The sequence below is a fragment of the Candidatus Pelagibacter sp. Uisw_121 genome, assembly GCF_047722545.1.
Classification (GTDB): domain Bacteria; phylum Pseudomonadota; class Alphaproteobacteria; order Pelagibacterales; family Pelagibacteraceae; genus Pelagibacter.
In genome coordinates this window covers 110,819-123,449 of sequence record NZ_CP159816.1, presented here as the reverse complement: position 1 = coordinate 123,449, position 12,631 = coordinate 110,819, and the positions used below count along the sequence as shown (strand labels likewise).

The window sequence follows — 12,631 nt, the reverse complement described above, 5'->3', positions numbered from 1 at the left end:
AAAATATGAACAAAAATTTAGAAAAAGTTTCTTTTTGCAAAAAATGTGTTATCTCTAATCAAAAAGTATTGCCCTCACAACCTTTAGAAGATGATAGCGCACATTCAAATAAAGAAAAATTGAGCTTTAAAGACGGGGTTTGTTTCGCTTGTCTAGAGGTTGAAAAAAAATACAATCAACATATAGATTGGGAAAAACGAGAAACTGAACTTAAAGTTTTACTAGAAAAATACAGATCTAGAAATGGCTCGTATGATTGTCTGGTACCTGGATCGGGAGGAAAGGACTCTGTATGGCAAGCACATGTACTTAAAACCAAATATGGAATGAATCCACTTACAGTAACTTTTTCCCCACATATTTATACTGATGTAGGTATGCAAAATTTTCATAACTGGCCTCTTAGAGGAGGTGTTCCAAACTTTCTTTATACTCCGAATGGTAAAATACATGGAAAATTAACATCCTTAGCTTTTAAAAACCTTCTACATCCATTTCAACCTTTTATACTAGGTCAAAGACATTTTTCTAGCCACATGGCAAAAATGTTTGATATAAAATTAATTTTCCATGGTGAATCTCAAGCAGAAGCTGGTGGTCAAGCAGATGAGCTTGGAAGAAGTGATATGTTATTAAGATATTGGTCTCGCTCAAAAAACCAAAATATAAAAATTGCTGGTTATAATTTGCAAGAACTCAAGGAATTTGGTATTTCAGAAAATGACTTGAAATATTATTTACCACTGGATGTTGATGAAATTATAAAAAAAGATATTAAATTATTATACCTGGGTCATTGGGAAAGATGTGAACCACAAGAGAATTACTATTTAGCTACTAAAATAACTAATTTTAAACCAAATGATTTACGAACAGAATCGACTTTCTCCAAATATAGTGGGATTGATGATAGAGTTGATCCTTTTCATTTTTATACCGCCTATGTTAAATTTGGTTATGGGAGATGTAGTGAAGATGCTTCTAAAGAAATAAGAAATCAATATATAACTAGAGACGAGGGTGTTAAGTTAGTACATAAATATGATCATGAATTTCCAAAAAGATATTTTAAAGATTTTTTAGAGTACACAAATATCAAAGAGGAAGAATTTTACGAAACACTAGATAGTTTTAGGTCGCCATTATTATGGGAAAAAACTGGCAATGATTACAGGTATTGCAATAATTGGAAACTTAAACACAGTGTGGTATAAATTATAACTATTTTGAAAAAACCTCAACATCAGAAACATCAATACCTTTTTTCTTCATTTGCTTTATATCATTTAAATTATAATAAATTTTATATCTAAATGATAAATAATCAGGATCCATTAAGTCATGAACTCTTACTTGAAGAGAAAATCTTATATAATCTGATTTATTTGTTCCTGATGCATGAATGGTATTTTTATTCATGAATATCACATCCCCCTCATTTAAAGGTTTAGAAACGATTTTGTATTTTTTTTTTTAATTCAACACTTCTCTGAAAAGAATGTTTCTTATTTTTTCTATATTTTTTATAATTTTTTATAAATCCATCTTTATGGCTTGAAATACATACTCTTAATGGGCCAATTTCTTTTTTTAAATTTATTAACGGTATCCAGCAAACTAGTCCTTTATTTGCATCTCTATTTTGAAAATAATATGATCTATCTTGATGCCAGTCCAAACTATGGAGTTTATTTTTTGGCAAATCCATTCTAATATTTTCTCCGTTAAAGGATATATTTTCATGACTTAATTTTGCCAAACCACTTACATAATTAGTTAATTTTTTTTCCAATATAATTGAGTATAGTTGTAGACTTTTTTGAATACTCTCATAGAATGAACCAAATTTCTTTGGTTCTTTTTTTTTCAATTTAATTAAATTTAAATGAAATTCTTTGTCATAAAAAGATTTATAATTTTCACTATTTTTAATATAAAATTTTGATCTATTTAAAATAGTTTTTTGTATTTTCTTAATACTTGATTTCTTTAACAAATTTTTGACTATTAAAAATCCATTTTCGCTATAAGAATTTTGTTTACTTTTGGGTATTTGCATTTAAATAATTGTTTATGAAAGATCATAATAAAGTAACCAGAAAAATATTCAATCAAATTCATTTAGCTCAAAATAAAAATAAATTTTCATTAGATAAGATTAAATATTCATTAAATGAAAATATATTAGGATTACAAAAGGGCTATTTTAAAAATAAAATTTGCGCAGATTTGGGATGTGGATCAACAGGCTCGGGTGGATTTAATCTTTTGAATCTAGGGGCAAAATATTGCCATTTATTAGATATGCACCAACACATCAAAAAACCTATCGAAAAAAATTTCAAGAAATTCAAAAATAAATACAGAATAACCATAGGTTCTTTAGAAAAGCTTCCTTATCCTAAAGATTATTTTGATTTTGTTTTATGTCAGGGGGTTATTCATCATATGAACAATGACCTTAAAGGTTTTCATGAAATTTATAGAGTCTTAAAAAAAGGAGGCCAAACATATATATCAGTTCATGGAAGAGGCGGATTATTAAATGATCTTACTATGAATTTTTTAAGACCAAAATATCAAAAAGATAAAAAATTTAGAAAGTTCTTAGATCTTTTCTTAGATAAAAATCATAAAAAGTATTCAGATTTTTTAAAAAAAAATTATAATAAAAAAACTATCAGTTTATTTAATAAAATTATTTTTTTATTTGATGAAGACCTTAAGCTTACTATTAAAGATCGTTTAATGGCTCCAAAATATAAAACATATGTTGAAAAAAATTTAAAAATTTATTTAAAGAAAATTGGTTTTAAAAAAATTATACGAGTTAAAAAAAAAGTTGAATTTAAGAATCTTCGCCGTTTTATTGAGCCTTTATATTATCATTATGATAATGAAATTTCAAAATTTCTTTACGGAGATGGAATAATTCACTTTATGATAAAAAAATAAACTACAAATTAATTAATGATTGTTCTAATTTTTTTGTAGTTGTGCGTAGCCTTGAACCAATTTTAATTTTACTTCCTGATTTAAGTTTGTATTCACAGCTTATTGCTCCTTTGTTACAAACTACATAAATTCTTTTATCTTTAATTCTATAAACTATCCCTATTTGATATGGATGAAATACTCTTTTATTTATTTCACTTTTTGCATTTTTTAACCTAATTACTTTTTTATTGTAAAAAGAAAAAGCTCCACCATATTTTCCTGAGAAAGCATTAATAAATTTACTTGCATCCTCTGGCTCCCAATTAAAGTTTAGCCAGGCATTTTTTTTTGTTTTTAATGAGGGCCAGTAAAAAGAGTTTTGATTATTAACTTTGTGAATATTAAATTTTTTATTTAAAAAAATATTATTTAAAAATTTCTTTATCAATTTTCTATCAATCAGAGAAACTTTTTTTTCGATTTGGTCATAATTTTTATTTTTTAAATTTTGCTTAGACTTTAACATCATCAAAATGCTTCCTTTGTCTATTTTCTCAGTTATCAAGTGAATTGATGAACCTAAAATATTTGATTTTGATAAAATGTTCCAACTTAATCCACCTTTACCTCTAAAATTAGGTAAAGCTTGAGAGTGAATATTAAATAATCGATTTTTAAATTTCCTTATAACCAAGTTTTTGAAAATATAACTATACCTATAACTTATTCCAATAGAACTAGGTGTAATCTCTTTTAATATTTTTTTCTCTATATTTTTTGAGTTTATAAAAAAATTTATCTTCTTTTTTTTTAGAAATTTTTTAAAACTTATTTTACCTAAAACTTCTTTTAAATGTCTATTTTCTGTAAAAACAATAATTTCTATTTTTTTTTTTATTAAAAAATTAATTAAAAAAAATAATAACTTTCCACCACCAAAAAATATAATTTTTTTTGGTTTTTTGTATAATATCATATTTAAAATAGTAGTCCTTTAATCAAGTATCCAAAAAATTTTTTCAGTGCATAAATCAAGCCAATTGAGCTATTAGTACTGGTCAGCTACACGCATTACTGCGCTTCCACATCCAGCCTATCAACGTGGTGGTCTACCACGGCTCTATAGGAAGAACTAGTTTTGAGGTGAGTTTCCCGCTTAGATGCTTTCAGCAGTTATCTCTTCCATACTTAGCTACCCTGCACTGCGGCTGGCGCCACAACAGGTCCACCAGTGGTATGTTCAACCCGGTCCTCTCGTACTAGGGTCAACTCCTCTCAATTCTTCTACACGCATAGCAGATAGGGACCGAACTGTCTCACGACGTTCTGAACCCAGCTCACGTACCACTTTAATTGGCGAACAGCCAAACCCTTGGGACCTGCTCCAGCCCCAGGATGTGATGAGCCGACATCGAGGTGCCAAACACTGCCGTCGATATGAGCTCTTGGGCAGTATCAGCCTGTTATCCCCGGCGTACCTTTTATCCGTTGAGCGATGCCCCTTCCACTCAGAAGCACCGGATCACTATGACCGACTTTCGTCTCTGCTCGACTTGTCAGTCTCACAGTCAGGCAGGCTTATGCCATTGCACTCTACGAACGATTTCTGACCGTTCTGAGCCTACCTTCGCACGCCTCCGTTACTATTTGGGAGGCGACCGCCCCAGTCAAACTACCCACCATACAATGTCTCGCTGCCGGATGACGGCTAGCGGTTAGATGTCAAGAAAAACAAAAGAGGTATTTCACTGGTGACTCCACAAAAGCTGACGCTTTCGCTTCAAAGTCTCCCTCCTATGCTAAATATGTTTTTCCTAACACCAATGTAAAGTTGCAGTAAAGGTGCACGGGGTCTTTCCGTCTAACTACGCGAACTCCGCATCTTCACGGAGAATTCAATTTCACTGAGTTGATGTTGGAGACAGCGGAGAAATCGTTACGCCATTCATGCAGGTCGGAACTTACCCGACAAGGAATTTCGCTACCTTAGGACCGTTATAGTTACGGCCGCCGTTTACTGGGGCTTCAGAAGTTAGCTTGCACCAACCGCATTAACCTTCCAGCACCGGGCAGGCGTCAGACCCTATACATCCACTTACGTGTTAGCAGAGCCCTGTGTTTTTGATAAACAGTCGCTTCTCCCTGGCTTGTGCCACCCTTCTATAGTTGCCTACAAAAGGGTCTTCCTTATCCCGAAGTTACGGAAGCATTTTGCCGAGTTCCTTCAACATCATTCTCTCAAGCGCCTAAATATACTCTATTAATCTACCTGTGTCGGTTTCGGGTACGGTCTTCATGATGGAGCTATTTCTTGGGACCTCTTCGCGGCAAGTTCAATCCATTAAGAACTCACAACTTACGAAATCCGTCACTACCATCAGGTCAAGGAATATTAACCTTGTTTCCATCGACTACGGCTTTCGCCCTCGCCTTAGGTGCCGACTAACTCTACGCGGATTAACCTTGCATAGAAACCCTTAGATTTTCGGCGACGAAGTTTTTCACTTCGTTTATCGTTACTTATGTCAGCATTCGCACTTCTGATACCTCCAGGATCCCTCACGGGTATCCCTTCGCAGGCTTACAGAACGTTCCGCTACCCCTTACAAAGTTCGAAAACTTTGTAAAGCCACAGATTCGGTACATGATTTTAGCCCCGTTACATCTTCGGCGCAGAAACTCTATTAGACCGGTGAGCTGTTACGCTATCTTTAAAGGATGGCTGCTTCTAAGCCAACCTCCCGGCTGTTAAGGAATTTCCACATCCTTTCACACTTAATCATGATTTTGGGACCTTATCTGGTGGTCTGGGCTCTTTCCCTCTCGACCATGGACCTTAGCACCCACAGTCTGTCTGCCGAAGAACAATGTCTAGCATTCGGAGTTTTATTAGGTTTGGTAAGAATCTCTTCCCCCTAGCCCATTTAGTGCTCTACCTCTAAACATCTATTTATTCGACGCACTACCTAAATAGTTTTCGCGGAAAACCAGCTATCTACGAATTTGGTTGGCCTTTCACCCCTTACCACAAGTCATCCAAAGACTTTTCAACGTCAACTGGTTCGGTCCTCCGGTTGGTGTTACCCAACTTTCAACCTGCTCATGGTAAGCTCATTCGTTTTCGGGTCTAATTCATTAAACTAATCGCCCTATTAAGACTTGCTTTCGCTGCGCCTACACCTAGATGGCTTAAGCTTGCTTAATAAATTAAGTCACTGACCCATTATACAAAAGGTACGCCCTCACCCTAAAAAGGGCTCGGACTGATTGTAGGCATGCAGTTTCAGGTTCTATTTCACTCCCCTAATAGGGGTTCTTTTCACCTTTCCCTCACGGTACTAGTTCACTATCGGTCACTGAAGAGTATTTAGGCTTAGAGGGTGGTCCCCCTATATTCGAGCAGGATTTCTCGTGTCCCGCTTTACTCAAGAATTTTGTTAGACATTACTCATACGGGACTATCACCCTCTATGGTTAGCATTTCCAAACTATTCAAATTTTTCTAACAAAACTACTGGCCTACTCCGCGTTCGCTCGCCACTACTAACGGAATCTCAATTGATTTCTTTTCCTCTGGTTACTTAGATGTTTCAGTTCTCCAGGTTGTCTCTTTAAACCTATGTATTCAGTTTAAAGTACCACATAAAGTGGTGGGTTTCCCCATTCGGAAATTTTCGGATCAAAGCTTACATACAGCTCCCCGAAACTTATCGCAGTATATCACGTCCTTCATCGGCTTTCAGTGCCAAGGCATCCACTACACGCCCTTAAACGCTTGATTTATGCACAGAAAAAAATTCTTTTTACAGAAAATTTATCTATGTTGTGATCAAATTTTTATTTTGAACATTAAATAATAACTTTTAATGTTCGGATATAGATATTGATATAAATTATTTTTATTTACAGTTTTAATAACTAAATGTTTCCTGGTGGAGGATACAGGGATCGAACCTGCTACCTCCTGAATGCAAATCAGGCGCTCTCCCAGATGAGCTAATCCCCCATTTAGGTTTTTGGTGGGCCGAGAAAGACTCGAACTTTCGACCCCACCCTTATCAAGGGTGTGCTCTAACCAACTGAGCTACCGGCCCTACAAGAAGGAAACATTACTTTAAGAAGAGAAATGAGGACGGTCAACATTACCGATGTATATTATTTAGAGTGAAATTTTACTTTCACTCATCCTTAGAAAGGAGGTAATCCAGCCGCAGGTTCCCCTACGGCTACCTTGTTACGACTTCACCCCAGTCGCTGACTATACCGTGGTCAAGGGTTTAAAACCTTGCCTTAAGGTAGAACCAACTCCCATGGTGTGACGGGCGGTGTGTACAAGACCCGGGAACGCATTCACCGTGGCACGCTGATCCACGATTACTAGTAATTCCAGCTTCATGCACTCGAGTTGCAGAGTGCAATCCGAACTGAGGCATCTTTTCGGGATTTGCTTAACGTTGCCGTTTTGCTTCCTGTTGTAGATGCCATTGTAGCACGTGTGTAGCCCAACACGTAAGGGCCATGAGGACTTGACGTCATCCCCACCTTCCTCCAGCTTATCACTGGCAGTTCTTTCAGAGTGCCCAACTTAATGATGGCAACTAAAAGTGAGGGTTGCGCTCGTTGCGGGACTTAACCCAACATCTCACGACACGAGCTGACGACAGCCATGCAGCACCTGTGTTTCGTCCGGCCGAACCGAAAACTCTAATCTCTTAGAGTCGCGACGAACATGTCAAGTGTTGGTAAGGTTCTGCGCGTATCTTCGAATTAAACCACATGCTCCACTACTTGTGCGGGTCCCCGTCAATTCATTTGAGTTTTAACCTTGCGGTCGTACTCCCCAGGCGGTGTGTTTATCGGTTTCCCTGCGACACTGAAAATAAATTTCCAACGTCTAACACACATCGTTTACGGCATGGACTACGAGGGTATCTAATCCTCTTCGCTACCCATGCTTTCGTTCCTCAGTGTCAGTAATGATCCAGAAAGCTGCCTTCGCAATTGGTATTCTTTCTAATATCTACGAATTTCACCTCTACACTAGAAATTCTGCTTTCCTCTATCATACTCTAGCTGAAAAGTTTTAATGGCAGTTCCAGAGTTAAGCTCTGGGATTTCACCACTAACTTTTTCAACCACCTACGAACTCTTTAAGCCCAGTAATTCCGAACTACGCTAGGTCCCTTCGTATTACCGCGGCTGCTGGCACGAAGTTAGCCGGACCTTCTTATTCGGGTACAGTCATTTTCTTCCCCGACGAAAGAGCTTTACAACCCAAGGGCCTTCTTCACTCACGCGGCATCGCTGCATCAGAGTTTCCTCCATTGTGCAAGATTCCCCACTGCTGCCTCCCGTAGGAGTTTGGGCCGTGTCTCAGTCCCAATGTGGCTGATCATCCTCTCAAATCAGCTATTGATCATAGTCTTGGTAGGCCATTACCCTACCAACAAACTAATCAAGTGCGGGCTCATCCAATGGTGCATAAAGCTTTCTCCGTAAAGACTTATCCGGTATTAGCACAAGTTTCCTCGTGTTATTCCAGGCCAAAGGGTAGATACCCACATGTTACTCACCCGTCTGCCACTAAGTATTGCTACTTCGTTCGACTTGCATGTGTTAGGCGTGCCGCCAGCGTACGTTCTGAGCCATGATCAAACTCTCAAGTTAAAAAACGGCGCACACTAGCTTCATATATAAATTGTAAGAATACAATCCATACGATTTTGAAGTGTGTACGACAAATTTTGGTAACCTTAACCGTCCACACTTCTCTTCTTAAATTTTTACTTTTTAAATAGCTAATTGGGTTTAAAACGCCCAATAATCCTCACTAATCTATTGTTTAAACAATAATTTTACTGAGAAAGTGTGGTGCTTATAAGCTAAAATAAAAGTAAATCAAGCATTTAGCATTTAAATAAATGCTCAAATATACCAATAAACACAAGGTTTTTTTTGATTTTTAATCATTACTGAATTAATAATTCAAAATCCAAGATGATATTTAGTTCAAATAAAATAATAAAAATAATAAAAAAAAACATTGAGATTGCCTCAGTTTTTTTGTTGTTAGTCATCGCTATTGTTAGCACTACAATTTATAACAATAAAAAAATATTAATAAATAAAAATTATTTAGAAGTTATAAATAATATTTATTTTCAAAAAAGTTTTAGTCAAATTTTTGATAATTTAATACCTAGATATAAAAGTGTAGACCATAAAATTTCTAATGGTGAAACATTTGATAAAATATTAAATAATTATTCTATTCCGATTGAAGATATTTTAGAAATTAAAAAGAATTTAAATTTAGATGGTAAATTAAATAATCTTAAAACTAATCTTGATATAAAGTTTACTATTGACCAATTAAATAATAAAAAAATTACCTCTTTTTTATTTCCTGTATCAAGAACTGAAAAAATTCAATTAACTAGAAATCTAGATACAAATATATTTGAAAAAAAAACAATTATAACAAATCTAAATAAAAAAATTGTTTTTAAGGAGGGAAAAATTATACAAAGCTTATACAAAACAGCAGTTGATCTAAATATTAAACCAAATATAATTATTGAATTTGCAAGAATTTATGGATTTCAAGTTGATTTTCAAAGAGACATTAGAAAAAATGATAATTTTCAAATTATGTATGAAGTTTTTCAAGATGATAATGGCAAGGTATTTGAAACAGGAAATATTCTTTTTGCAGATCTAAAACTTAGTGGGACAAATAATTCTTTATATTATTTTAACAAAAAAGGAAGTGAGGGACACTTTGATCAAAATGGAAAAAGTGTTGAAAAGGCTTTAATGAAAACACCCATTAATGGTGCAAGACTTTCTTCTGCATTTGGAATGAGAAAACATCCAATTGATGGTTATAATAAAATGCATAGAGGCACTGATTTTGCTGCACCATCAGGTACACCCATTATGGCATCAGGTAGTGGTTTAATTACTAGAGCCAGGTGGTGTGGAGGTGGTGGAAATTGTATTAAAATAAAACATAACTCAACGTATGAAACGATTTATGCTCATATGAAAAATTTTGCAAAAGGTATTAAAGAGGGTGTAAGAGTTAAACAAGGCCAAGTAATTGGTTATGTTGGTTCAACTGGAAAATCTACTGGGCCCCATTTACATTATGAAGTGATTGTGAATGGAAAAAAAATTAACTCTCAAACATTAAAGTTGCCTTCTGGAAAAATTCTTAAAGATAATGATAGAAAGATATTTGAAGTTGTAAAAATCAAATTAAATGTTTTAAGATCAGAACTAATTATTGGCTCAAACTAAATTGTTGCTGTTTTTTTTTTCTGTAATTATTTTTACAGCTCTTTTAGTTTCATTCTTAGATGTTATTTTATTAACTGTCTTCTCAGCTTCAGTTTTAACTGACTTTTCAACTTGCTCATCTGTTGTAATAGGTTTTGCTACCTCTGCTGGGGTTGAATTAATTCTTGCTATTCTAATACTTTCTTGCTCATTTTGAACTCTTGTAAAGTGATCTGCATGTTGAAAATAATTTTCAGATAAAATTTTATCTTCATTGGCTAAGGCTTCTCTTGCTAAATCGTTGTATTTTTCAATTAATTTAATAGCATTATGATTATTTCTACCTGGAACTTTTCTTTGAAAATTATCATTATTAGAAAATTTTGATCCTTCATTGTTGTTTCTAAATGGGGGTCTTCTATTATTATTATTTCTAAATGGAGGTCTTCTATTATTATTATTTCTAAATGTTACCATAACTTTTTTTCAATTTAAATTTTAGTGCTGATTATACAGCGATCATTATTGCCATAATCTTTTATGGCTTTGTTAACGTAAAAACCTTCTTCTTTTAATATCTTAATTACTTTATTTTTTTGATTAAAACCTATCTCTAAAATAAATTTACCATTTTTCTTAATCAGAATTCTTGCTTTATTAATTACTTTTCTGATTTTTGAAAAACCATCAAACCCACCACTTAAAGCTAACTTTGGCTCAAAATTAACTACATCTTTTTCCAGATATTTAAAACTTAACTGTTTAATATATGGAGGATTTGAAACAAGTAAATCATATTTGCCATTACTAAAATTGTCAACACTTGAGTGAAAAAATTTTACTCGATTTGTTAAGTTTAGTTGTTTTGCGTTAAATTTGCTTACATTTATACTTTTTTTAGAAATGTCTATTCCAGTTCCATAAAAATTAGATCTCTCTTTTAGTATGGATAAAAGAATGCATCCAGATCCAGTTCCAATATCGAGAACTTGTAATTGTACATTTTTTGAATAAATTTTTAAAACTTGCTCTATTATTAATTCACTATCAGGCCTTGGAATTAACACATCTTTATTAACAAAAAATTCATTTTTCCAAAACTCTTTTTTGTTTATTAAGTAAGCAATTGGTTCACCTTTTTTTCTTCTTTCAATTAAACTTTTAAATTTTTCTAATTGCTCTGAGTCCAAAATTTCTTTAGGATTTAAAATAATATGTTTTTTATCTTTTTTAATAGAGTTAGATAATAATATCTCACTATCAAGTTGAGGATTAGTTATCTTATTTTTTTGTAAGATATCTATTCCTTCATTCAGAATATTTTCTATATTCATTTTTAATTAAGATTGCTCAATTTTTCTTCTTGTGCCTGCAACGTTAAGTTTTCTACCATTTCATCAAAGGCTTCACCTTCTAAAAAAGCTTCAAGCTTGTGCAGAGTTAGATTAATACGATGGTCTGTTACTCTTCCTTGTGGAAAATTATATGTTCTAATTCTTTCAGAGCGGTCTCCAGTTCCTATTTTACTTTTTCTATCTTCTGATCTTTCACCTTCTATTCTTGATCTTTCTAATTCATAAAGTCTTGATCTTAAAATCAACATCCCTTTTGCTTTATTTTTATGTTGCGATTTTTGATCTTGTTGAGATACAGATAGCCCTGTCGGAATATGAGTAATTCTTACAGCACTATCTGTTGTATTAACAGATTGTCCACCAGGGCCACCAGCTCTAAACACATCAATTCTTAAGTCTGAATCATTTATCTTTATATCAACCTCTTCTGCTTCCGGTAGTACGGCCACTGTTGCAGCAGAAGTGTGAACTCTTCCCTGAGTTTCTGTATCTGGAACTCTTTGAACACGATGAACTCCACTTTCATACTTCAATGTTGAATAAATATTTTTTCCTCTAATTGATGCAATAACTTCTTTAAGTCCTCCAGCCTCACTCTGGGACATGCTTATTAATTCTAATTCCCATTTTTTTTGATGACTAACTTTTTCATACATCTTAAAAAGATCTGCGGCAAACAAACTCGCTTCTAACCCTCCCGTACCTGCTCTAATTTCTATAATTGCATTTTTTTTATCTGCTTCATCTTTTGGTAATAAAAATAGTTTTAATTTTTTTTCTATGGATTCGTTTTCTAATTTTAAATCTTTTAATTCTATCTCAGCCATTTCTTTAAACTCATTATCACTACTAGAGTCATTTAGTATTTTCTCTAGATCTTTTTTTTCCCCCTCATAAGAGAAATATTTTCTAGCATCATCAATTACATCATTTAAATCTGAGTATTCTTTTGATTTTTCAGCAAAAAGTTTTTTATCTACTTCACCTAATGATAATTCTTTCTCCAAAATAGAGTGCTTAGATATTAAATCTTCAATAGTTTTTAGAGGTATCATTGT

The 12,631-nt window shown here is 33.7% G+C and carries 9 protein-coding genes, 2 tRNA genes and 2 rRNA genes; 3 read left to right on the top strand and 10 right to left on the bottom strand.

The genetic code is table 11. The features are described 5' to 3' along the window. The first annotated feature begins 5 nt into the window (after positions 1-5). On the top strand, positions 6-1,214 hold the full coding sequence (locus ABXT52_RS00670; RefSeq protein WP_415271989.1) for an N-acetyl sugar amidotransferase: 1,209 nt from the start codon (positions 6-8) through the stop codon (positions 1,212-1,214). A gap of 7 nt (positions 1,215-1,221) precedes the next feature. Here the strand turns inward: ABXT52_RS00670 and ABXT52_RS00665 are convergent, their stop codons facing one another. Together ABXT52_RS00665 and ABXT52_RS00660 are read right to left on the bottom strand one after the other, a co-directional pair. Continuing rightward, positions 1,222-1,419, bottom strand: coding sequence for a hypothetical protein (locus ABXT52_RS00665; RefSeq protein ID WP_415271988.1), 198 nt, complete (start codon positions 1,417-1,419; stop codon positions 1,222-1,224). Positions 1,420-1,447: 28 nt separating this feature from the next. Beyond that, the gene (locus ABXT52_RS00660) at positions 1,448-2,059 is read right to left on the bottom strand and encodes a phytanoyl-CoA dioxygenase family protein (protein WP_415271987.1); all 612 of its coding nucleotides are present in this window, start codon (positions 2,057-2,059) and stop codon (positions 1,448-1,450) included. A 14-nt stretch (positions 2,060-2,073) separates the two neighbouring features. Here ABXT52_RS00660 and ABXT52_RS00655 point away from each other — a divergent pair, with 14 nt between their 5' ends. Continuing rightward, on the top strand, positions 2,074-2,955 hold the full coding sequence (locus ABXT52_RS00655) for a class I SAM-dependent methyltransferase (protein ID WP_415271986.1): 882 nt from the start codon (positions 2,074-2,076) through the stop codon (positions 2,953-2,955). 1 nt (position 2,956) lies between these two features. Here the strand turns inward: ABXT52_RS00655 and ABXT52_RS00650 are convergent, their stop codons facing one another. The 5 genes from ABXT52_RS00650 to ABXT52_RS00630 form a co-directional block, all read right to left on the bottom strand. Continuing rightward, positions 2,957-3,913 carry a formyltransferase family protein gene (locus ABXT52_RS00650; RefSeq protein ID WP_415271985.1) on the bottom strand — a complete coding sequence of 319 codons (957 nt, stop codon included), beginning with the start codon at positions 3,911-3,913 and terminating at the stop codon, positions 2,957-2,959. 51 nt (positions 3,914-3,964) lie between these two features. Continuing rightward, a 23S ribosomal RNA gene (locus ABXT52_RS00645) occupies positions 3,965-6,718 on the bottom strand. 149 nt (positions 6,719-6,867) lie between these two features. Continuing rightward, positions 6,868-6,943: transfer RNA gene (locus tag ABXT52_RS00640), tRNA-Ala, on the bottom strand. An 11-nt stretch (positions 6,944-6,954) separates the two neighbouring features. Next, positions 6,955-7,031: transfer RNA gene (locus ABXT52_RS00635), tRNA-Ile, on the bottom strand. A gap of 98 nt (positions 7,032-7,129) precedes the next feature. Continuing rightward, positions 7,130-8,604, bottom strand: a 16S ribosomal RNA gene (locus tag ABXT52_RS00630). The 16S and 23S rRNA genes sit together here with 2 tRNA genes alongside, the layout of an rRNA operon. Positions 8,605-8,934: 330 nt before the next feature. On the opposite strand from ABXT52_RS00630, the gene ABXT52_RS00625 reads away from it, so the two are divergent. Next, positions 8,935-10,239, top strand: a complete 1,305-nt coding sequence (locus tag ABXT52_RS00625) for a M23 family metallopeptidase (protein WP_415271984.1) — start codon at positions 8,935-8,937, stop codon at positions 10,237-10,239. Here ABXT52_RS00625 and ABXT52_RS00620 read toward each other — a convergent pair. From ABXT52_RS00620 to prfA, 3 genes are read right to left on the bottom strand one after another with little or no spacing between them, the layout of a single operon-like run. Beyond that, a complete protein-coding gene (locus ABXT52_RS00620) occupies positions 10,231-10,695 on the bottom strand; it encodes a DUF4167 domain-containing protein (protein WP_415271983.1) in 465 nt (154 codons plus the stop codon). The two genes, ABXT52_RS00625 and ABXT52_RS00620, sit on opposite strands and share 9 nt — an antisense overlap. 14 nt (positions 10,696-10,709) lie before the next feature. Beyond that, positions 10,710-11,552, bottom strand: coding sequence for a peptide chain release factor N(5)-glutamine methyltransferase (prmC, locus tag ABXT52_RS00615; RefSeq protein WP_415271982.1), 843 nt, complete (start codon positions 11,550-11,552; stop codon positions 10,710-10,712). A gap of 2 nt (positions 11,553-11,554) precedes the next feature. After that, positions 11,555-12,628, bottom strand: a complete 1,074-nt coding sequence (prfA, locus tag ABXT52_RS00610) for a peptide chain release factor 1 (protein ID WP_415271981.1) — start codon at positions 12,626-12,628, stop codon at positions 11,555-11,557. Positions 12,629-12,631 lie beyond the last annotated feature (3 nt).

Coding starts and splice junctions, on each gene's coding strand:
- ABXT52_RS00670 (WP_415271989.1), top strand. CDS start 6: ATGAACAAAAATTTAGAAAAAGTTTCTTTTTGCAAAAAATGTGTTATC.
- ABXT52_RS00665 (WP_415271988.1), bottom strand. CDS start 1,419: ATGAATAAAAATACCATTCATGCATCAGGAACAAATAAATCAGATTAT.
- ABXT52_RS00660 (WP_415271987.1), bottom strand. CDS start 2,059: ATGCAAATACCCAAAAGTAAACAAAATTCTTATAGCGAAAATGGATTT.
- ABXT52_RS00655 (WP_415271986.1), top strand. CDS start 2,074: ATGAAAGATCATAATAAAGTAACCAGAAAAATATTCAATCAAATTCAT.
- ABXT52_RS00650 (WP_415271985.1), bottom strand. CDS start 3,913: ATGATATTATACAAAAAACCAAAAAAAATTATATTTTTTGGTGGTGGA.
- ABXT52_RS00625 (WP_415271984.1), top strand. CDS start 8,935: ATGATATTTAGTTCAAATAAAATAATAAAAATAATAAAAAAAAACATT.
- ABXT52_RS00620 (WP_415271983.1), bottom strand. CDS start 10,695: ATGGTAACATTTAGAAATAATAATAATAGAAGACCTCCATTTAGAAAT.
- prmC (WP_415271982.1), bottom strand. CDS start 11,552: ATGAATATAGAAAATATTCTGAATGAAGGAATAGATATCTTACAAAAA.
- prfA (WP_415271981.1), bottom strand. CDS start 12,628: ATGATACCTCTAAAAACTATTGAAGATTTAATATCTAAGCACTCTATT.